Origin of the sequence: Kordia sp., from assembly GCF_965224175.1 — a bacterium.
Taxonomy (GTDB): domain Bacteria; phylum Bacteroidota; class Bacteroidia; order Flavobacteriales; family Flavobacteriaceae; genus Kordia.
Genome location: NZ_OZ245041.1, coordinates 3,536,617 through 3,556,351, shown reverse-complemented (window position 1 = coordinate 3,556,351; position 19,735 = coordinate 3,536,617). Strand labels below are relative to the sequence as shown.

Sequence of the window (19,735 nt, the reverse complement as noted above, 5' to 3'; positions counted from 1 at the left end):
TAATTCAAAATAAAAAACAGTATGGCATTAGAAAATTTAATCAGTATTGAGTTTACCCCAGAAGAACTCAACAACTTAGATGCACACCTAGACGGAATTCAACAAATACTCACAGGAAAAACCGTAAACATTACCCCTGAACAGCGCCAACAATACGGAAGTATTGGCAACCAAAACAAACTCATTGTAGACAAAGCAAAAACTCATATGGAACAACATCCAAACTGGATACCTAACTTTTTAGACAAAGTAGAGTTTGACAAAAACTACAATGCACGCCAACTTATAGATACCAAAACACTTTAGATCACGATAATTATACAAACGCGCTTAACCTTTATAGAATGATGCGCACCTAGCGAGAGAAAACGAATTGAGTACCAAAACCATATTTGAAGATATGAAAGTACTGTTTAGTTAAAATGCCAGAACAAACGATAACGCAGAAATATAAGATACAAAGTAGTAGATACCGAAAAACGGACGAGTAGTTTTATTAAAGAATTAATTATAAATAAAGGAATTAAAAAAAGCAGAAAAACATATACTATGAATTCAATAAACTCTTTTGAGATAGCACATATAGTCACATTACTCTATGTAATTGCAATGGTCATACTGGGAATTGTAATGATTGTATTAGTTATAAAGTTACTGTTAAAACTTATGAAACTAATTGATTCGCAAACAAAACTCAATCAAGTGAAGCTTAAAAAATTAGAACATGTACATTAGCAAATGATCTTAGTAGAAGCTTTACAATAGTTTCATCATAAATCACCATCTCATTTTTTCATAATTACCCAAAAAGCCATGCTTATCTCAACTGCGCTCAACAGCCTGTTTTGATATGCTACATGAGATACGCATGGCTTTTTTTAAAACAATAGTTACCAATGAAAAACATATATAATCTTATCATTATTTTAGTTTTCAGCACTTTATTAGCTGGTTCTTTACAAGCAGCTGAAAAGACTTCTGGTAAAACTAGGTTAGTTTCACTACAAACCACAGATAACATACAAACACATGAAACGGCAGCGCAAATGATGGTGGTTTTGGCAGAAAAACAACAGGTTTTTGAAACCAGATGTTATATACTAATAGGCTTAGCACTGTTTTTAATACTCTTGTTTGGTATGTTGTGCTTTTTTAAGAAACGTAACGATAAGCGATTGGATACAATTATTACCTTATTGGAACGTTATCGTGCAAAAGGAACTACGGATGATGAAAACAAAGATCCTTGTATAGAGATTGATGAAGAGATTGTGGCCGAAATCCTTGAAAACCTAAAAGCTTTTGAACTGGAAAATGGTTTCCTAACTTCCAAAATCACCTTGCACGAATTTGCCAAACAAATGCAAACCAATACCAAGTACTTATCAAAAGTGATTAATACCTATAAAATGAAATCGTTTCGAAATTACATCAATGATTTGCGCATTCAATACAGTATTAAAAAACTACAAAACAATCCTAGTTATAGAAAGTATACCGTAAGTGCACTCGCTACTGAAGCTGGATTTAGTACCAAACAATCGTTCACCAACGCATTTCAAAGAAAAACAGGAAAAACAGTATCTAGTTATATAGAACAATTGAATTAAAAAGCATTTGACTCCCAATTTTATGATTGTTGATAGCCGTTAACACACATAAAATAACACAAATGACCATATATACATCACCATACAATTATATTATTGGTATAGAACTCTTCCTTATTATAATTGCCATCGTACTATTTATTAAAATGATGATCAAGCTAAAAGCAAAACCAAAAAATAGAAATGAAGTAGATGAAGAAATTGAGAAGGAATTGAAGAATGAGTAAATTTTCTTATTCTTTTATTAAATTGAACCGCAAATAACCTTTATGAGACAAATACTTATACTGATTTGTACAACCTTACTTTTTTCTTGTACTACAAAACAACCTACACGTCAGTCCACAGGTGAACTTACTTTTACATCGGTATCACTTACTAACTTTTATGGTGCTACAGAAGCACAACACCAAGGTATCATAAATGAGATCAATACAGCACTTGCCAATCCTGGAAAACATAAAAACAACCTAGAACTTTATCAATTTTTAGAAAAACTAGAAAAACATAAACTGTTAACAGCGCCACAAATACTGTTATATCTTGAAAAAGATTCACTAATTACAGTACACTTAAGCGAAGAAGCATATGAAAAGATAATAAACTTTAAGTATATAGATTTGTATAAAGAACAGAAGAAGGTAATAGTGCAATTAGATATTATTCAGAAGGATACACGCATTTTTTATGCTGAAAAAATTAGTAGTGTAACTAAAGTTGATGGTACATCTAGAATAAATGGCAGAACCATGGAATTTATAGAAAACTAAATACCATAAAAAAACTCCCAAGCTTTCACTTGAGAGTTTTCAGTTTTATAAAATTATTTTAAGAAAGATTCGCTTATTGTTTTACGAATTTCTTAATAATTTTTTCTTCTTCATCTGTTACCTCTAACATGTAAACTCCAGATTTTAATTCGCTTACGTTTAATCTTCCATCTTTTAGCGTTCCTGCTTTTATGGTTTGTCCTAGTAAGTTAAGTACTCTATATGTTGATTTTACATTATAACTAGCTAAGTTAATTGTAATATCTCCGCGAGTTACGGTAGGTGTCATTAAGAAATCTCCACGTGGTGAACTTGGTGGTCCAGTACGTAATGCTTGTACGCCACTTGGTGCAACTCTTGCTCCTCCTCCATTAACACCTGTAATGGTTACTTGGTCAATGTATACTTGATCTGCATTTGCGCTAGCATCACATTGTACTCTAAATCTTGAGTCTGATGCAAAGTTTACGTCTGCACTATTTAAAGTAACTGTTGCAGAGTAAAAAGTTCCGTTGTTAAAGTCACTTCCACTAGCATAGGTAGCTACAGTACTCCAAGATGATCCGTTGTAGTAACGTACCCAGAAATCTTCTCCGTTTTCCATAGAGTTTGGATAGAAATAGAACTTAAATTCTACTTGATCAAATCCTCGTAAGTCAAATGTTTCTGATGTCATCGCCGAACGCGTTCCAGAGTTATCACGTAAACGGATTGAGTAAGAACCTTCAAAAGAGCGAGATCCGTTGTAACGGAAACAATCGCTTCCTCCATCAATCCATCCGTCTAATCCTGTTTCAAAGAATCCTTCATGTAATACAGTAGTTCCTCCAGTTTGACATGGCGCACATGACGAACCTCCACAATCTACTCCAGTTTCATCTCCGTTCTGGATTCCATCATCACAAGTTGGTGGCGGTGGTGGCGTGCTTCCTAAACAGAAATCAGTTGCTTCAGATGTAGTAAAGCTTCCTCCTGATTTAATTTCTCCGTCAGGACCCGTAATTGTATATGATCCGTTTCCGAAAGAACAGCAAATACCGTCTCCATACGAATCGTTAATTGTAAATGTATAACAGTCATTTGGCAAGCAGAATGTTTCTGTAATTGTTGAACCATCTGCGTTTGCAGCTGAATAACTTTCAGAAGCTACCGTAGTTCCTCCATCAGTTACAATAGACCAAGAAGTTTCTTCAGGATAGTTGTCAAATGTAATTGTTAATGTTACTTCATTGTCTGAACAACCTGTTTGACATGGCGCACATGATGAACCTCCACAGTCTACTCCTGTTTCGTCTCCATTCTGGATTCCATCATCACAAGTTGGTGGCGGTGGTGGCGTAGAATTACATTGGTCAGATAAAGCTAAGCTTCTTCTTGCTCCTCCAGCTTCCAATACGGCGCGCATGCGTGCTTTTTGTCCTGCTGTATATAAGTTCATACATCCATCATCTGAGTAATCCATGTAGTTTTGTACCATATCTGTACTTCCGCAAGAAACATGTGTAGTGTCACAACCATAATTAGGTCCGTCAGAAGTTGGCGTATCCGATACGAAATCGTCAACTCCACAACCTCCATCTCCCCAGATGTGGCGTAAGTTTAAAAAGTGACCTACTTCATGTGTAGTGGTTCTTCCTAAATCGAAAGGAGCAGATAAGTAAAATCCTGATCCTTTGGCACTACTTCCAAAGTACTGAGGACTCATTACAACACCATCTGTAGCTGCGCTTCCTCCAGGAAATTGAGCATATCCTAAAAGTCCGCTTCCAATATTTCCTACCCACATATTTAGGTATTTGCTAGTATCCCAAGGATTTACTCCACCTTGTGATGCTCTTTTAATATCATCATTTGTTCCCCAAGCAGATCTGGTAGAAGAGGTTCTTGTAACTCCTGTGGTTGGGTTTCCATTTGGATCAACAGTTGCTAAGCAAAATTGAATTTCTGTATCAACCGCTTGTGACCATCTGCTGTCAGCATCTGCGTTGGTTCTTCTAAAATCTTCGTTTAATACATCTATTTGTGATTGAATTTGAGCATCACTGATGTTTTCTTGAGAGGTTCTGTAAACAACATGAACGACCACTGGTATTGTAATAACATTTCCTGAAATGCTTTTTGGTGTTCCATATTGTTGAATTCGTAGTCTTGTAGCTTTCTCAATTTGTTGCATACGAGTTTCAAGTTGAGGATCGAGTTGTTTTCTGTACTCTAAATTTTCCATTGTAGAACACTCACGTTGCTGAGCGAATGTGATACCTACAAATAAAAAACTTAATAGCATGAGCATAAAGTTTTTTTTCATATAAAAAGTTTTTAAGTTGGTCTAAATTTTTACAGTTTTGAGATGCAAAAATCTCATCAAATATGTTAATTTTTTGTGAATTATCCGACTAAATGCATTATTTTTCGATGAAATACACATTAAATTCTGATCATCACTACAGAATAATCAATCCTAAAATTCTTTAATTTTCGATAATATAACATTCCTTTTTTTACTGTTTTATTTTTTTTGGTTAAATGAGAATACGTGCAAAAGCTATATAAACAGCCGCCTTTAATTCGATAATTGTCGGATACAACTATTTTTTATTGAAATGATTATGTATTGATTTGTACATGTTAACTTATTAAAACTTTTATTATGAAGAAAAAACATGTCAAGGCACTTAGCCTAAACAAAAAGTCAATATCTAGCTTACAAAGTATTCTTGGTGGTAAGTTAGAAGGACCTTTTAGTCCAGATTCAAAAGATTTACCTTATGACAGTAATCTACAATCGGAATGTTTAAGATGTCGATCAAATATTAGACATGGAACTTGTAATGATGACACAACTCCTATTGAAACATTTACAGATACATCTAAACAACCTGGAACGATGTGTAATTAATTTGTTTGGTGTTTAAAATTGTTGAAGAAAAAACTCCTAAACGGAACTTGTTTAGGAGTTTTGTTATGTAATGATAATATGTATTTTTACTAGGCAAGATTCATTTCTGGGATGTCTCCTTCTATGATTAAGTTACCTTCTGTAACTTGTTTTATTTCTTCTACTGAAATACCTGGAGCTCTTTCAAGCAGTTGGAATCCTTTTGGTGTAATTTCTAAAACAATCAGATTCGTTACATTTTTTTGACACAACCCAAAACAGTAATGGGCATTTTATATTGTTTTAAAAGTCTTGAGTTTATTTTTTTGTAATTTTTTAACTATTATACCTACAAAAAACAAGTAAAATTAACTATTTAGTCGCAATATTTTATGATCGAAATTTTGCTTGCCTAAAATTTTAGACATATTTTTAGTTAAATTTTAATTTAAAAAAAAATGAAAAAAAAGAATCTTAAATCATTAGAGTTAAACAAAAAGTCTATTTCTAATTTACAAGTCATTAATGCAGGAAATCGTCCAGCATTTGGAGAAACAGAAGAAGGACCTTCGGACTGCAATTCATGTAGATCACAAATCCCTCACGGAACTTGTAATGACGATACTACTCCTATAAAAACATTCACAAACACATCAAAACAGCCAGGAACTAAGTGTAATTAATTCATGCTGTTCTATGTAAACTAAGTGGTTGATTTTCAAACGGCTACATGGTTTTTCAAAACAATATAATAATTACATAAAAAACTCCTAAACGTATTTTGTTTAGGAGTTTTGTTATGTAATGATAGTATGTATTTTTACTAGGCAAGATTCATTTCTGGAATGTCTCCTTCTATGATTAAGTTACCTTCTGTAGCTTGTTTTATTTCTTCTACCGAAATACCTGGAGCTCTTTCTAAGAGTTTAAATCCGTCTGTAGTCACTTCTAAAACAGCAAGATTGGTTACGATCTTTTTTACACAACCAACACCTGTAAGTGGTAAAGAACATTTTTTGAGTAGTTTAGAAGCACCTCGTTTGTTGGTATGCATCATTGCTACGATTATATTTTCTGCGGAAGCGACTAAATCCATAGCGCCACCCATTCCTTTTACCATTTTACCAGGTATTTTCCAGTTAGCAATATCTCCATTTTCAGCAACTTCCATTGCTCCTAGTATGGTAAGATCTACATGTTTTCCTCTTATCATTGAAAAACTCGTTGCCGAATCGAAAAAGCTTGCGCCTGGCAAAGTGGTAATAGTTTGTTTTCCAGCATTAATGATATCAGCATCTTCTTCTCCATCAAAAGGAAAAGGTCCCATTCCTAAAACTCCATTTTCACTTTGAAATTCTACTTCTATATCATCTCTAACAAAGTTGGCAACTAATGTAGGTATTCCAATTCCTAAGTTTACATAGTAACCGTCTTTTACTTCTTTTGCTATACGTTTAGCAATTCCATTTTTATCTAACATCTCTTCTAATGTATCAATTTTTTTGATTTATTAATGTACCAATTATTTCTTTTTGATACTTGTGCTAAGTATTTTATATAAAATTAATCCTAACTCTTTTACTTTTTGTGTTAATACTGTATTCGTTGGATAATTTCTTGATTTTTCACAAAGAACCAGCCAGTATTTAGTTTCTTCTAATTCTTTTGCCGCAATTTTTATTTTGTGAATAAAATCTGCTTTACTTTCTGCATTTTGAGCTTCATGTATGTTTGCACCAATACTTGTTCCCGATTTCAATAATTGTTTTGCAATAACAAACTTTTTATTTCCTTCTAGTTTCTCACAATATTCAATTATTAAAAGTGCTACTTCTATAGATTTTTCAACAACAACATTTTTCATTATGTATACAACAAATTATTACACTGGTATATTGAATAATTGTTTAATTAAATAATTAACGAGTTCTCACCGTACGCTGTTCAATTCGTTTTTCAAATGTTTCTCCTTGGAAAATTCGTTGTACAAAAATGCCTGGAATATGAATTTGATTTGGATCTAATTCTCCAACAGGCACTAATTCTTCAACCTCAGCTACAGTAATTTTTGCTGCGCCACACATGCATGGATTAAAGTTTCTGGCAGTTCCTTTAAAGACTAAATTTCCGGCTGCATCACCTTTCCAAGCCTTTACAAAAGCGAAATCTGCTTCGTACGCCTTTTCTAGGATGTACATTTTTCCATTAAACTCTCTTGATTCTTTTCCTTCAGCAACTTCGGTTCCATAACCTGCTGGTGTATAAAATGCTGGAAATCCTGCTTGTGCCGCTCTACATTTTTCAGCTAATGTTCCTTGTGGAGTTAATTCTACTTCTAATTCTCCTGATAACATTTGACGTTCAAACTCGTCATTTTCACCTACATAGGAAGAAATCATTTTTTTGATTTGACGTCCTTGTAATAATAATCCGAGTCCAAAATCGTCTACACCTGCATTATTTGATATACAGGTAAGATTTGTAACGCCAAGTTTTACTAATTCGGCAATTGCATTTTCAGGAATTCCGCATAAACCAAAGCCACCAAGCATGAGTGTCATATTATCTTGAACACCAGCTACGGCTTGTTGTACAGTATCTATCTTTTTATTAATCATCAATCAATATTTTGATTGAAAATTACGAAATTTTCAAAAGATGTTTCCTGTTTTTCAGAATAATTTAAGGTGAATTAAAAGTCTATTCCATCTAATTTCTCTTCTTCATCTGGATCTTTCCCAGAATCGTCGTCTTTTTTAGATGTTTTAGAGCAATCAACATTAATAGTCATTTCTTCTTCCGGCTTAGGAAATTTACCATCTGAGATTGATAACGATTTGTCTGCATAACATTTTTTCATGAATACTGCCCAAATTGGCAATGCCATCGATGCTCCTTGTCCGTATTTTGTTCTGGCAAAATGAATTTGACGATCTTCTCCTCCAACCCAAGCTCCTGAGATAAGATTAGGCACCATTCCAATAAACCAACCATCACTGTTGTTTTGAGTAGTTCCTGTTTTTCCAGCAATTGGATTTTTGAATTCGTACGGATATCCTGTCATGATTTCATCATACAGTTTATTCCATTTGTTAGCTCCTTTGTGACGAAGTCTTCTTCCTGAACCGCTTTGCGTTACACCTTCCATCAGATTTACAACTGTATACGCGACTTCTTCACTTAATACATCTTTGGTCTCTGGCACAAATTCGTAAAGTATAGTTCCATTTTTGTCTTCAATACGAGTAACAGTAACAGGTTTTACATAAACTCCTTTATTCACAAAGGTTCCATATGCACCAAGCATTTCGTATAAAGTAATATCTGGTGTTCCTAAAGCAATTGAAGGTACTTCAGGCATTTCAGATTCTACACCTAATCGTTGCGCTAAAGATCGAACGTTTACAGGACCAACTTTGTCCATTAAGCGTGCAGTTACTGTATTTACAGAGTTTGCTAATGCTCCTTTAAGCGTTCGCATACCTTCGTATTTTCCATCAGAATTTTTTGGGCACCAAGATTCTAGCAATCCATATTTTCCTTCTTCTATACAGAAAGGACCATTTGGCATAGAATCACATGGAGATAAATGCAATTGATCGATAGCCGTTGCATATACAAAAGGCTTAAAAGTAGAACCTATTTGGCGTGCTCCTTGCTTTACCATATCATACTTAAAGTTTCTGTAATTGATTCCTCCTACCCAAGCTTTTACTTGTCCTGATTGAGGTTCTATTGACATGAAACTTGCACGTAAAAAGAATTTTGAATATAAAATAGAATCACGTGGCGTCATGATGGTATCAACACGATTGTTTTTGTGTTTCCATGAAAATAGCGTCATTCGTGTTTTTTTATCAAATGAAGCGAGGATTTCTTTTTCAGATTTCCCTTCTTTTTTCATAATTTTCCAACGCTCTGAGTTTTCAATTGCTTTGTTCATCACATAATCAATTACACCTTTCTCAACATCTAGCGCAAATGGCGCATTTTTGTTACGTTTTTTAGTGTTTTGATGATAAAACTCTGCTTGCAGATTTTTCATGTGTGATTCTACAGCTTCCTCCGCATATTTTTGCATGCGCGAATCAATCGTAGTATATATTTTTAATCCATCAAGGTAGATATTGTACTTTTCTCCGTTTTCTTTTGGGTTTTCTTTTACCCATTTTTTTAGAAATCCTTTTAAGTGTTCTCTAAAGTAAGTTCCTGAACCTTCATTGTGCGATTCTGGATTGTAGTCTAAACCTAAAGGTAATTTTTGTAGCGAATCTTTTACTTTTTCATCAATGTATTCGTATTTGTACATCTGCGCCAATACAACATTCCTTCTATTTTTTACGCCTTCTGGATTTCTTCTAGGATTGTATAATGAAGAGTTTTTAAACATTCCGACTAACATTGCCGATTCTTCCATTTTTAACTCTTGTGGTTCTTTTCCAAAGTAGATTCTTGCTGCAGAGCGAATTCCATCCGCATTATTTCCATAGTCATAGATATTGAAATACATGGCAACAATCTCTTCTTTAGTATATTGACGTTCTAAACGTGTAGCAATTACCCATTCTTTTATTTTTTGGATGAGACGCTCTGGAAGATTTTTTGAACCTTCACCTACAAAAAGTTGTCGTGCTAATTGTTGAGAAATGGTACTGGCACCACCTTTGCTTCCTAAAAACGCAAACGCTCTGACAGTTCCGCGCACATCAATTCCAGAATGATCGTGAAAACGTACATCTTCTGTGGCAATTAATGCATTTACTAAATCTTTTGGTAATTCTTTATAATCAACAGGAGTTCTGTTGTCGTTTAGGTAATATTTACCTAATGTTTTTCCGTCAGCGGATATTACTTGACTTGCTAAGTTTGTTTGCGGATTTTCTAAAAATTCAAAAGAAGGCATTTCTCCTAAAGCTCCCCACGATGCTAGTAAAAATAATAAGAGTATACTTGCGATTCCGCCTCCAAATACCATCCAAAACCACTTGATGTATTTTTTAAAAGAAGTAGGTTTTTCTTGTTTCTTTTTGACTTGCTTTTTTGCCATTTCAATACGTTGTTTGTACTATTTTTTTTCGATTCTAAAGCCAACCTCTGAGATTCCCTTTAAGCTTTGGATTCCTTTTGGTTCATTAATTTTACGCATGGCTTGTTGTATACTTACTTCATACGTTCCTTTGTATGGAAAGCGTACATCTTCTTTGTACCAAAGTTTACTTTCTTTGATGGATGTACCTTTACCAAGCCATTCTCCATTTGGTGCTGCCATATTATACTCTAGCGTATCTGTAACAACATTTCCATTTGGAAAGTTCATGTTGACAATGAGAAACAGGTTTCGATATTCATATTCGTTTGTGTTTCTCACATTCATAAACAGATTGTAACTGTTTATGCTGTCTGGCTGTTGAAATTTAAAAATTAGCGCGGTGTCTTTATCCCAAGTTTTTCCTACGGAAGTATATTCGTCAAAAACACGATTACCGTCACAAGAAGTTAGTAGAAACGTACTAATAATACAGATGAAAAATGCGATCTTAGTTGGACTTTGCATTTTTGTTAGGTTTTTTACGTCTGTTATTATTTTTGTTAGTGTTCTTTTTGGCATTGTTGCTATTTTTTGCATTTGGATTGTTACTTTTCTTGGCATTTTGATTATTGCCTTTCCTAGTATTTCCTCCTGATTTTGCAGTAGCTTTGTTACCAGTATTGTTGTTGTTCCTACGCTTTTTCTTGTTTTGAGCGCCTCTTCTTTTTCGGTTTCGAGTGGGTTTCTTGTCAAATCGCGTAAGACTGTCTTGTCCTACAACGTTTTCAAAGTCTGTTTTAGTATCTTCTTCTATAAGTTCTAGTGCATATTCTTCTAGACTTATTACTTTTTCTTTTTTCGCGTTCATCGCGATAATTTCATTTGCTTGATCGGTAGTAAGTTTATGCCAATTCATCCATTCGCCTTCGTACGCATACCAAATATGTCCTTTAAAGATATCGGTTTTTTGGCAAACTGCCGTACCTTTTTCCGTGTAAAGTTTCACATCACTTTTTGGAAATTGTTGCAAAGCTTCCAGATATGCATCTAACTCGAAGTTTAGACAACATTTTAACTTTCCACATTGTCCTGCAAGTTTTTGAGGATTCAGTGAAAGTTGCTGATATCTGGCCGCAGCCGTATTTACAGAACGAAAATCTGTTAACCAAGTAGAACAACATAATTCTCTACCACAAGAGCCTATTCCACCTAAGCGAGCCGCTTCTTGACGAAAACCAATTTGGCGCATTTCAATACGAATACTAAATGCTTTTGCCATGTCTTTTATTAACTGACGAAAGTCTACACGATCTTCGGCAGTGTAATAAAAAGTAGCTTTAGATCCGTCTCCTTGAAATTCTACATCAGAGATTTTCATTTGAAGACCTAATGCAATTGCTAATTCTCGAGAACGTTTTTTTATTTCTTCTTCTCTATCACGAGAACGTGACCAAACATCGATATCTTTTTGAGATGCTTTTCGGTATATTTTTCGAACATCTTCACTCGCTAGATCTATTTTTTTCTTCTTCATTTGTACTCTTACCAATTCTCCTGTAAGTGTTACAATTCCGACATCGTGTCCTGGAGATGCTTCTGTAGCTACAATGTCTCCAATGCTAAGTGATAAATTTTCTGTATTTCTGTAAAAATGTTTTCTACTATTTTTGAAGCGCACCTCAACACAGTCAAAAGGTTTTTGACTGCTAGGTAGCGACATATTTGATAACCAATTGAAAACTGTTAGCTTGTTACAGCTATCAGTACCGCAAGTACCATTGTTTTTGCAGCCTCTTGGTTGACCATCTTTACCAGTTGAACAACTGTTACAACTCATATTTTTATATATAGAATCTGCGATTCGGGTATGCAGATATAGGGTTCGTACTTTTTTCTAAAGTTGTAAAGATAGGATTATTTCTGTAGCATCGAAAATCTACTTTTTGTACTTGAGTACTTCCGACCTTCCTTTTTTGAAAATTTTGTTGCTTACTACTTTCCCTTTGCGTAATTCTTTTTGTACTTCTTTTGGTAAACTGTGTATTTCTTTACAGTCATTAGAACAGCAATCGTTCATTTTTTCGGCACAAGATTCACATTGAATAAATAGCAAATGGCAAGCTTCATTGGCGCAGTTTACATGTGTATCGCAAGGATTTCCGCATTGATGGCAGTTTGCAATAATATCTTCTGAGATACGCTCACCACGACGATGATCGAATACGAAGTTTTTACCAATGAATTTATTTTCTAGATTTTGCGCTTCTACTTGACGTGCATAGTTGATAATTCCGCCTTCAAGTTGATATACTTTTTTGAAACCTTTGTGTTTGAAGTACGCACTTGCTTTTTCGCAACGAATTCCGCCTGTACAATACATCACTAAGTTTTTATCTTCTTTATGTTCAGATAAATCGTCCTCTATGATAGGCAATGATTCTCTAAAAGTATCTACATCTGGTGTGATTGCTCCTTGAAAATGTCCAATTTCACTTTCATAATGGTTTCGCATATCCACCAAAATTGTGTTTTTATCGTCTAATAATTCATTAAATTTTTCTGCTGCAACGTGTACTCCTTTATTTGTCACATCAAAGCTTTCATCATTTAATCCATCAGCAACAATCTTATCTCTCACTTTTACTTTTAGCTTTAAGAAAGACATATTATCTTGTTCTATTGCCACATTTAGGCGTACATTTTCCAAGAAAGTTATCGTATCTAAATGTTCTTTGAATGTGTTGAAGTTTTCAGCTGGCACAGAAAGTTGTGCATTGATACCTTCATAAGATACATAAATTCTACCCAAGACATCTATTGTGTCCCAGTTAATGAATAAGTGATTTCGTAAAATTTCTGGATTTCCAATTTTGGCGTACTTGTAGAAAGATATGGTCATACGATCCTTTCCGGCTTTTTCAATTAGCTCGGCTCTTTCTTTAGCACTTAATTTATTGTACAGTTGCATGCTATATCAATTTTTAAGTTTAAAGTAAATTTTCGGCAAAAATACATTTTTTAGTGTAACTAAGATATTTTCTCGAAAAAAATAACGCTTACACAATAATTGACACGCTTACACATTTTGCAGCATATTATTTAATTGAATGCAGTACTTTTAATTTTAGAATGTGATAGAAAAGAAAAAAGTATACGGACTTGTAGCATCTTTTGGAAGAAATACTGTTGCAAAAAAGTCTAAAACGAAGGTGAAAAAAGGGCTTTTTAGTAGTCGGAAAATAGTTTTTACTGCAACTACGGGAAAAATAAAAGTGCTTCTTGTGGTAAGAAGCACTTTTACTAGCTAATTCATTGTTAATATTAAATTTTTCTATTAAATAATAGAATTAACAATGAAGCTAGCCACCGTCAAGCTTGCAATTCCCGAATAATGGAACTGAAGCGTTTTCTCGTGTATTGTAAATAAATGTGTTTAAAATTCTCATTTTTTTATAAGCAATTTTACTAGTTAGATACACGATTTAAAAAAAGGTTGCGTCAAAAATCAACTTTTTTTGTGTCACTTTGCCCAAAATGAGAAGTAGCGAATTGTTTTCAGCAAAAAGAAATAGTAATTTAGCGTCGTTCTAATTTAATAGAAAATTGATATAATGAGTTCAGATAAAGAAAAAGAAGCAAAGTTAAAAGCATTAAAACTTACATTAGATAAGTTAGACAAAACTTACGGAAAAGGCTCAGTGATGAAATTGGGAGATTCTGTTGTGGAAGAAGTAGATACTATATCTTCTGGTTCACTTGGTTTAGACATCGCATTAGGTGTTGGTGGTTACCCACGTGGTAGAGTTATTGAGATTTACGGTCCTGAATCTTCAGGTAAAACTACATTGACTTTACATGCCATGGCAGAAGCACAAAAGAAAGGCGGAATTGCCGCTTTTATTGATGCAGAACATGCTTTTGATCGTTTTTATGCTGAAAGTTTAGGTGTTGATATTGATAATTTAATTATTTCTCAACCAGATCATGGAGAACAAGCGTTGGAAATTGCAGATAATTTAATCCGATCAGGTGCTATTGATATTGTGGTTGTGGATTCTGTTGCTGCTTTGACACCAAAAAGTGAAATTGAAGGTGAAATGGGAGATTCTAAAATGGGATTACATGCACGTTTAATGTCGCAAGCACTTCGTAAACTAACGGCTTCTATTAGCAAAACTAACTGTACTGTGATTTTCATTAACCAATTGCGTGAAAAAATTGGTGTAATGTTCGGTAATCCAGAAACAACAACAGGTGGAAATGCTTTAAAATTCTATGCTTCTGTTCGTTTAGATATTAGACGTTCTACACAGATAAAAGGAACTGACGGAGAAGTAAAAGGAAATAAAACACGTGTAAAAGTGGTGAAAAACAAAGTAGCACCACCTTTTAAAACGGTTGAATTTGATATTATGTACGGAGCAGGTGTTTCTAAGGTTGGAGAAATTTTAGATATCGGTGTAAATTACGAAATCATTAAAAAGAGTGGTTCATGGTTTAGTTATGGCGATTCAAAACTTGGTCAAGGACGAGATGCGGTGAAAACATTACTGGAAGATAATCCTGAGTTACTCGAAGAACTCGAAGTAAAAATAAAAGACGCTATTGAAAATAGTTAATATAAAAAAATCCCTTCTCGGGATTTTTTTTATTTTTAAACGCAACCATTTGTAAATTTATGCATCTACTTGAAAAGTAGTTTATTTTATTAATTATGAAGAGGATATTATTTTTAGCTTTAGTTGTGAGTTTAACATTTTTAAAATCATGTTCTGTTGATGATAATCCGGCCGAATTTCAATTTGAGTTTTTACCAATTGAAACTGTAGAAATACCTGCTGAGTTTAATTTGGGAAATACGTACACAATTAGTGTGACATACAAACGTCCGACAACTTGCCACTCGTTTAGCAATTTTCAGTATATACAAGAACCCGAGAATGTTAGAAACATTTCAGTTGTCAATTTTGTAACTGTTAGAGGTAACTGTGAAACATTGGAAGAAGATTTTCTAACAGAAACATTTGATTTTAGCGTATTAGATTCAAACCCATATACATTTAAGTTTTGGCAAGGTAAAGATGATAATGGACAAGATATGTACTTAATATATGAAGTACCTGTCAATTACTAACATAGACTACTAAACAAAACCAAAAAACTGAGTGAGTTTAGAACAACTCATATATAAATGCAAGAATAACGACCGTGATGCACAAGCACAATTGTATAGAGAATATGCTAAAAAACTATACGCTACGAGCTTAAAGTACTCTCGGAACAAGCTTGAAGCGGAAGATAATCTGCAAGACAGCTTCATGGTTATTTTTGAAAAAATTGGACAATACAATTTTAAAGGCTCGTTTGAAGGTTGGCTTAGAAGAATTACTGTAAACACCGTACTTCAAAAATACAGAAGTAAAGGTGTTTTTGAAGTTGTAAGTGAACGTGTTATCAAAGATGAACCTGTAACCGTTTATGAGGAAGATATTTCAATAGATTATCTATTAAACATCATACAAGAATTACCAGATCGGTATCGGTTGGTATTTAATTTATATGTACTTGATGATTATTCGCATCAAGAGATTGCAGAAATGTTAAGCATTTCGCAAGGTACTTCAAAATCAAACTTAGCTAGAGCTCGTGTGATTTTGAAAAATAAAGTAGAATCGTTTAAAAAAAAAATCGCCATCAATGAGTGATAAAAAAAATATAGATCATCTGTTTCAAGATGCTTTTCAAGATTTTGAAGCATCTCCAGATCCAGCATTATGGGATAAAATATCCGATAAGCTAGACGCGAAAGAGACCAAAAGAAAGAGAGAAGGTATTTTCTTCCTTCCTTGGCTTTATAAAGCCACTGGAATTGCAGCAGCAATTGTCCTATTCTTTTTTGTGGGAAATGAGTTTTTAAATTCTGATGAAACTGAAATTGATACAGATGAACAAATTACTACTACAACTAAAAATGGTTCGTCTACTGATACTACAAATGAAAATACTACAAATTCGCACGTAACAGATACCAATACAAACTCAGAACAAAATTCATCTAAAAACCAACAGAATTCTTCTGATACTGTATTGCAAAACAATAAGCGTTTTGCTGACGATACTGAAAACGGAGTAGATAATAATGGTAATCATTTGCAAAATAGAAGTACTAATAGTACGCAAGAAAGAAGTACATTGCAAAATGCGGTTGTAAATCAAGATGGAACCAATTCGAATTCCAATAGTAATTCACAACAATTATCTACTAACAGATTATTACCAAATTCAACTCAAAATAACAATTCATTACCTCAAGAAAATGCTGTTGTAAATTCTAATTCTACACGAAACACGAATTCGAATGTATCTAATGAAATAAAAAACAACAGTTCTCAAAATACAGTAAAAGGTGTTGATCGATTTACAAATACTGTCGCTCAAAACAGCACAAATAATACATCCAACAATACAAATGCTACTACAAATAGCAATCAAAATGGTGTGAATGGTACTGAGACAAATATAAATACGGCTACAAATTCTAATTCGACAGCAGTCGCACAAAACAATACAAACACAGCAAACTCTAGTTCATCTAATACAGACGCAACCGCAAACACTGAAACTACCAATTCAGAAACAGCTATTGCAGAAGTAAAAAAGGAAGATGAAATTAAAAAATCATTGCTAGATGAAATTAACGATTTGCATGATTTAGAAAAAGATAAAACAGAAGTAGCCGAACAAAATAGGAGAAGATGGACAATTTCACCAAATGCTTCTCCAATATATTATAATACGTTATCTAACGGTTCACCAATTGATGAAACTTTTGCTGATAATACCAAATCTGGTGATCTTAACTTTAGTTATGGTGTAAATGTTGGATATGACGTATCGAAACGATTAACAGTTCGTTCAGGAATTCACAAAGTAGATTATAGTTATAATACTAAAGATATTGCATTGGTTCCTTCTATTAACGGAAATGAATTGACAACCATTGCATTTAAAACAGATGGTGTAGCATTCGATATTCAAGATCGTCAAGTAAATGCTCCTTCCGACGCTGCATTTTCACAATATCAATTACCAAGTACAGAATCATCTATTATACGAAAGCAGATTGAAGGAAACTTAAATCAACGCATGAGTTATATTGAAGTTCCTGTAGAACTGAAATATGCTGTGGTTGACAAAAAATTAGGAGTTAATGTTATTGGTGGTGTTAGTACGCTACTATTAACAGAGAATAGTATCATATTAGATTCTCCAGAGCTATATGCTGAATTAGGAGAAGCTACCAATGTAAATGATGTGAGTTTTAGCACCAATATTGGACTTGGAATCGATTATAAGGTTTCAGACAAAATTGAGGTCAACTTTGAGCCTATGCTAAAATATCAGTTAAATACATTTTCAGGAAATACGGGCAACTTTAAACCCTACTCAGTAGGTGTTTATACAGGTGTCAGTTTTAGGTTTTAGTTTTTTAGTTGGTAAGGTATGATGCCATATACCTTTAAAAGCAGTGATGTTTGCCAGAAAAAACCGTTTTCTTTTCCATTCTTAAGAAAGCGGTTTTTTTTATTTAAGAAATTCCATATGCTTTCAACTCGTTTAAAATGATGTCTCTAGCAGTTTTGCTTATTTCTTTTTTATCTACTACTTCTTTTCCTTCCGTACTTAAAAATTTGTGAATTGTAACACGCATGCGACCTGGAGAACCACTAAAAAAAGTATACGAGAATCGTTTTTTATTGTCTGCAAATGTCATTGGAACAATTGGTATTTGATGTTCTATCGCCAAGCGGAATGCTCCATCTTTGAATTCATCTAGTAAAATATCTTCTTCAGGAACTCTGCCTTCTGGAAAAATACAAATACTCATTCCTTGATTAAGTCTTTTTTGCGCGCTATCATATACTGCTTTTCTGCTTCTCGCGCTACCTCTGTCTACCAAAATACAGGTTCGTTTGTAGAAAAAACCAAAAATTGGAAGTTTTGATAGTTCTTTTTTTCCAACAAATACAAATGGATTTTTAGACGCTGCCAACATGAGCATAATATCTGTCATACTTGTATGATTGGCAATAAGCATATAACTTTTTCCTTTGACGATTTCTTCTTCTATTTTAAATTTTGTCATAAAACCCATACCAAATAAAATAGGTCTTGCCCAAAAGTTTCTAGCTACCCAAAAGAATTGTGGATACAATTTCTCGCTAGTTGTAAAAAGGAGTAATACAGGAAAAAATATAAGTATAGGAATGAGCACTAAAAGGTAAAACCAAATGCGCCATAACAGTCGTCCTATATTTTTTATGAAAGTAATCATTGCAGCCAAAAATACACTAAAGTTTCTAAAATAGGTTCAAAAAATAGTTTTATGAAACGAACACACACAATTTCTAAAAAATTCTTCACAAAAGAAGTACATTTGCTAAAATTCAATAATTATAATTACCAATGGCAAGAATACTTACAGGAATTCAAAGTACAGGAACACCACATTTAGGGAACATTTTAGGAGCTATTGTTCCTGCAATTGAAATGGCTCAAAATGTGGCAAATGACTCTTTTCTGTTTATTGCAGACATGCATTCCTTAACGCAGATTAAAGATGGAGAAACATTACGAGAAAACACATACAAAACAGCTGCTACTTGGCTTGCATTTGGTTTGGATGTGAATAAAACAGTATTTTATCGTCAAAGTGATGTACCACAAGTAACAGAATTGAATTGGTATTTAAATTGTTTTTTTCCATACAATCGTTTGAAGCTAGCGCATAGTTTTAAAGATAAAGCCGATCGTTTAGAAGACGTAAACGCAGGATTATTTACCTATCCGATGTTGATGGCTGCCGATATTTTATTGTATGATGCTGAAATTGTTCCCGTAGGAAAAGACCAAGAACAGCATTTAGAAATTACGCGTAGTGTTGCTACTCGTTTTCATGAAAAGCTAGGTGAAACTTTTGTATTGCCAGAAGCTAAAATTCAAGAAGCCACTAAATTGATTCCTGGAACCGATGGAAGCAAGATGAGTAAGAGTAAAAATAACGTAATTGATATTTTTCAAACAGATAAAAAACTGCGCAAACAAATTATGGGAATCCAAACGGATAGTACTCCAATGGAAGACCCAAAAGATCCTGATACTGACAATGTGTTTGCCTTATACAAGTTATTAGCTAGCGAAGAACAAATTGTTGCAATGCGTCAAAATTATACAGGAGGAAATTATGGTTACGGACATGCAAAACAAGCATTGTTTGAATTAATTGTAGAACGTTTTGCAACCGAACGTGAACGTTTTAACCATTACATGGAAAACAAAAACGAAATTGATGCTGCTTTAGCCATCGGTGCCGAAAAAGCAAGCAAGATTGCTGATGAAGTATTGGCTAGAGTTCGTAAAAAAGTAGGATACTAAGAATTCATTTCTATGA

At 33.7% G+C, this 19,735-nt stretch carries 22 protein-coding genes and 1 pseudogene; 13 read left to right on the top strand and 10 right to left on the bottom strand.

Going from position 1 to position 19,735, the window contains the following annotated elements; all coding sequences use genetic code 11:
- The first annotated feature begins 21 nt into the window (after positions 1 to 21).
- From ACOQOS_RS15445 to ACOQOS_RS15425, 5 genes are all read left to right on the top strand, one after another.
- A complete protein-coding gene (locus tag ACOQOS_RS15445) occupies positions 22 to 306 on the top strand; it encodes a hypothetical protein (RefSeq protein WP_420571365.1) in 285 nt (94 codons plus the stop codon).
- Between the two features lie 243 nt (positions 307 to 549).
- Positions 550 to 735, top strand: a complete 186-nt coding sequence (locus ACOQOS_RS15440) for a hypothetical protein (RefSeq protein WP_420571364.1) — start codon at positions 550 to 552, stop codon at positions 733 to 735.
- A 161-nt stretch (positions 736 to 896) separates the two neighbouring features.
- A complete protein-coding gene (locus ACOQOS_RS15435; protein WP_420571363.1) occupies positions 897 to 1,610 on the top strand; it encodes a helix-turn-helix domain-containing protein in 714 nt (237 codons plus the stop codon).
- Between the two features lie 62 nt (positions 1,611 to 1,672).
- Entirely contained in the window at positions 1,673 to 1,837 is a 165-nt protein-coding gene (locus ACOQOS_RS15430; protein ID WP_420571362.1) for a hypothetical protein, read from the top strand.
- Positions 1,838 to 1,879: 42 nt separating this feature from the next.
- Positions 1,880 to 2,380, top strand: a complete 501-nt coding sequence (locus tag ACOQOS_RS15425; protein ID WP_420571361.1) for a hypothetical protein — start codon at positions 1,880 to 1,882, stop codon at positions 2,378 to 2,380.
- Positions 2,381 to 2,453: 73 nt separating this feature from the next.
- On the opposite strand, the gene ACOQOS_RS15420 is transcribed toward ACOQOS_RS15425, so the two are convergent.
- A complete protein-coding gene (locus tag ACOQOS_RS15420) occupies positions 2,454 to 4,685 on the bottom strand; it encodes a M43 family zinc metalloprotease (protein WP_420571360.1) in 2,232 nt (743 codons plus the stop codon).
- Positions 4,686 to 5,027: 342 nt separating this feature from the next.
- Between ACOQOS_RS15420 and ACOQOS_RS15415 the strand changes: the two genes are divergently transcribed.
- Entirely contained in the window at positions 5,028 to 5,276 is a 249-nt protein-coding gene (locus ACOQOS_RS15415; RefSeq protein WP_420571359.1) for a hypothetical protein, read from the top strand.
- Between the two features lie 89 nt (positions 5,277 to 5,365).
- Here ACOQOS_RS15415 and ACOQOS_RS15410 read toward each other — a convergent pair.
- Positions 5,366 to 5,571: pseudogene (locus ACOQOS_RS15410) on the bottom strand (succinyl-CoA--3-ketoacid-CoA transferase); the annotation flags it as partial.
- A 142-nt stretch (positions 5,572 to 5,713) separates the two neighbouring features.
- Here ACOQOS_RS15410 and ACOQOS_RS15405 point away from each other — a divergent pair.
- Entirely contained in the window at positions 5,714 to 5,938 is a 225-nt protein-coding gene (locus ACOQOS_RS15405) for a hypothetical protein (RefSeq protein ID WP_420571358.1), read from the top strand.
- Between the two features lie 140 nt (positions 5,939 to 6,078).
- On the opposite strand, the gene ACOQOS_RS15400 is transcribed toward ACOQOS_RS15405, so the two are convergent.
- The 7 genes from ACOQOS_RS15400 to ACOQOS_RS15370 all read right to left on the bottom strand — a co-directional run bounded on the left by ACOQOS_RS15400 (position 6,079) and on the right by ACOQOS_RS15370 (position 13,252).
- Positions 6,079 to 6,735 (bottom strand): CoA transferase subunit B, encoded by a 657-nt coding sequence (locus ACOQOS_RS15400; protein WP_420571357.1) that lies wholly within the window; start codon positions 6,733 to 6,735, stop codon positions 6,079 to 6,081.
- A 42-nt stretch (positions 6,736 to 6,777) separates the two neighbouring features.
- Positions 6,778 to 7,119: a four helix bundle protein gene (locus tag ACOQOS_RS15395; RefSeq protein ID WP_420571356.1), complete on the bottom strand. Its 342-nt coding sequence runs from the start codon at positions 7,117 to 7,119 to the stop codon at positions 6,778 to 6,780.
- Between the two features lie 55 nt (positions 7,120 to 7,174).
- Positions 7,175 to 7,873, bottom strand: a complete 699-nt coding sequence (locus ACOQOS_RS15390) for a CoA transferase subunit A (RefSeq protein ID WP_420571355.1) — start codon at positions 7,871 to 7,873, stop codon at positions 7,175 to 7,177.
- A gap of 74 nt (positions 7,874 to 7,947) precedes the next feature.
- Positions 7,948 to 10,302 carry a penicillin-binding protein 1A gene (locus ACOQOS_RS15385; protein WP_420571354.1) on the bottom strand — a complete coding sequence of 785 codons (2,355 nt, stop codon included), beginning with the start codon at positions 10,300 to 10,302 and terminating at the stop codon, positions 7,948 to 7,950.
- An 18-nt stretch (positions 10,303 to 10,320) separates the two neighbouring features.
- Entirely contained in the window at positions 10,321 to 10,809 is a 489-nt protein-coding gene (locus ACOQOS_RS15380; RefSeq protein ID WP_420571353.1) for a gliding motility lipoprotein GldH, read from the bottom strand.
- On the bottom strand, positions 10,793 to 12,121 hold the full coding sequence (locus ACOQOS_RS15375; protein ID WP_420571352.1) for a PSP1 domain-containing protein: 1,329 nt from the start codon (positions 12,119 to 12,121) through the stop codon (positions 10,793 to 10,795). Before ACOQOS_RS15375 ends, ACOQOS_RS15380 begins: the two co-directional genes overlap by 17 nt.
- Before the next feature lie 99 nt (positions 12,122 to 12,220).
- Positions 12,221 to 13,252, bottom strand: a complete 1,032-nt coding sequence (locus tag ACOQOS_RS15370) for a rhodanese-related sulfurtransferase (RefSeq protein WP_420571351.1) — start codon at positions 13,250 to 13,252, stop codon at positions 12,221 to 12,223.
- Between the two features lie 643 nt (positions 13,253 to 13,895).
- On the opposite strand from ACOQOS_RS15370, the gene recA reads away from it, so the two are divergent.
- From recA to ACOQOS_RS15350, 4 genes are all read left to right on the top strand, one after another.
- Positions 13,896 to 14,903, top strand: coding sequence for a recombinase RecA (gene recA / locus ACOQOS_RS15365; RefSeq protein WP_420571350.1), 1,008 nt, complete (start codon positions 13,896 to 13,898; stop codon positions 14,901 to 14,903).
- 95 nt (positions 14,904 to 14,998) lie between these two features.
- Complete coding sequence (locus ACOQOS_RS15360; RefSeq protein WP_420571349.1) at positions 14,999 to 15,418, top strand: hypothetical protein; 420 nt, start codon at positions 14,999 to 15,001, stop codon at positions 15,416 to 15,418.
- Positions 15,419 to 15,449: 31 nt separating this feature from the next.
- Positions 15,450 to 15,989, top strand: a complete 540-nt coding sequence (locus ACOQOS_RS15355; RefSeq protein ID WP_420571348.1) for an RNA polymerase sigma factor — start codon at positions 15,450 to 15,452, stop codon at positions 15,987 to 15,989.
- Positions 15,982 to 17,769, top strand: coding sequence for a hypothetical protein (locus ACOQOS_RS15350; RefSeq protein WP_420571347.1), 1,788 nt, complete (start codon positions 15,982 to 15,984; stop codon positions 17,767 to 17,769). The genes ACOQOS_RS15355 and ACOQOS_RS15350 overlap by 8 nt, the downstream gene beginning before the upstream one ends.
- A gap of 103 nt (positions 17,770 to 17,872) precedes the next feature.
- On the opposite strand, the gene ACOQOS_RS15345 is transcribed toward ACOQOS_RS15350, so the two are convergent.
- The gene (locus ACOQOS_RS15345) at positions 17,873 to 18,619 is read right to left on the bottom strand and encodes a lysophospholipid acyltransferase family protein (protein ID WP_420571346.1); all 747 of its coding nucleotides are present in this window, start codon (positions 18,617 to 18,619) and stop codon (positions 17,873 to 17,875) included.
- Positions 18,620 to 18,670: 51 nt separating this feature from the next.
- Here ACOQOS_RS15345 and ACOQOS_RS15340 point away from each other — a divergent pair, with 51 nt between their 5' ends.
- Both ACOQOS_RS15340 and trpS read left to right on the top strand, forming a co-directional pair.
- Positions 18,671 to 18,799, top strand: a complete 129-nt coding sequence (locus ACOQOS_RS15340; RefSeq protein ID WP_420571345.1) for a hypothetical protein — start codon at positions 18,671 to 18,673, stop codon at positions 18,797 to 18,799.
- Positions 18,751 to 19,719: a tryptophan--tRNA ligase gene (gene trpS, locus ACOQOS_RS15335; protein WP_420571344.1), complete on the top strand. Its 969-nt coding sequence runs from the start codon at positions 18,751 to 18,753 to the stop codon at positions 19,717 to 19,719. The genes ACOQOS_RS15340 and trpS overlap by 49 nt, the downstream gene beginning before the upstream one ends.
- Positions 19,720 to 19,735: the final 16 nt, after the last annotated feature.

Excerpts from the sequence above, each read along its gene's own strand:
- ACOQOS_RS15445 (WP_420571365.1), top strand. The coding sequence starts at position 22 with ATGGCATTAGAAAATTTAATCAGTATTGAGTTTACCCCAGAAGAACTC.
- ACOQOS_RS15440 (WP_420571364.1), top strand. The coding sequence starts at position 550 with ATGAATTCAATAAACTCTTTTGAGATAGCACATATAGTCACATTACTC.
- ACOQOS_RS15435 (WP_420571363.1), top strand. The coding sequence starts at position 897 with ATGAAAAACATATATAATCTTATCATTATTTTAGTTTTCAGCACTTTA.
- ACOQOS_RS15430 (WP_420571362.1), top strand. The coding sequence starts at position 1,673 with ATGACCATATATACATCACCATACAATTATATTATTGGTATAGAACTC.
- ACOQOS_RS15425 (WP_420571361.1), top strand. The coding sequence starts at position 1,880 with ATGAGACAAATACTTATACTGATTTGTACAACCTTACTTTTTTCTTGT.
- ACOQOS_RS15420 (WP_420571360.1), bottom strand. The coding sequence starts at position 4,685 with ATGAAAAAAAACTTTATGCTCATGCTATTAAGTTTTTTATTTGTAGGT.
- ACOQOS_RS15415 (WP_420571359.1), top strand. The coding sequence starts at position 5,028 with ATGAAGAAAAAACATGTCAAGGCACTTAGCCTAAACAAAAAGTCAATA.
- ACOQOS_RS15405 (WP_420571358.1), top strand. The coding sequence starts at position 5,714 with ATGAAAAAAAAGAATCTTAAATCATTAGAGTTAAACAAAAAGTCTATT.
- ACOQOS_RS15400 (WP_420571357.1), bottom strand. The coding sequence starts at position 6,735 with ATGTTAGATAAAAATGGAATTGCTAAACGTATAGCAAAAGAAGTAAAA.
- ACOQOS_RS15395 (WP_420571356.1), bottom strand. The coding sequence starts at position 7,119 with ATGAAAAATGTTGTTGTTGAAAAATCTATAGAAGTAGCACTTTTAATA.
- ACOQOS_RS15390 (WP_420571355.1), bottom strand. The coding sequence starts at position 7,873 with ATGATTAATAAAAAGATAGATACTGTACAACAAGCCGTAGCTGGTGTT.
- ACOQOS_RS15385 (WP_420571354.1), bottom strand. The coding sequence starts at position 10,302 with ATGGCAAAAAAGCAAGTCAAAAAGAAACAAGAAAAACCTACTTCTTTT.
- ACOQOS_RS15380 (WP_420571353.1), bottom strand. The coding sequence starts at position 10,809 with ATGCAAAGTCCAACTAAGATCGCATTTTTCATCTGTATTATTAGTACG.
- ACOQOS_RS15375 (WP_420571352.1), bottom strand. The coding sequence starts at position 12,121 with ATGAGTTGTAACAGTTGTTCAACTGGTAAAGATGGTCAACCAAGAGGC.
- ACOQOS_RS15370 (WP_420571351.1), bottom strand. The coding sequence starts at position 13,252 with ATGCAACTGTACAATAAATTAAGTGCTAAAGAAAGAGCCGAGCTAATT.
- recA (WP_420571350.1), top strand. The coding sequence starts at position 13,896 with ATGAGTTCAGATAAAGAAAAAGAAGCAAAGTTAAAAGCATTAAAACTT.
- ACOQOS_RS15360 (WP_420571349.1), top strand. The coding sequence starts at position 14,999 with ATGAAGAGGATATTATTTTTAGCTTTAGTTGTGAGTTTAACATTTTTA.
- ACOQOS_RS15350 (WP_420571347.1), top strand. The coding sequence starts at position 15,982 with ATGAGTGATAAAAAAAATATAGATCATCTGTTTCAAGATGCTTTTCAA.
- ACOQOS_RS15345 (WP_420571346.1), bottom strand. The coding sequence starts at position 18,619 with ATGATTACTTTCATAAAAAATATAGGACGACTGTTATGGCGCATTTGG.
- ACOQOS_RS15340 (WP_420571345.1), top strand. The coding sequence starts at position 18,671 with ATGAAACGAACACACACAATTTCTAAAAAATTCTTCACAAAAGAAGTA.
- trpS (WP_420571344.1), top strand. The coding sequence starts at position 18,751 with ATGGCAAGAATACTTACAGGAATTCAAAGTACAGGAACACCACATTTA.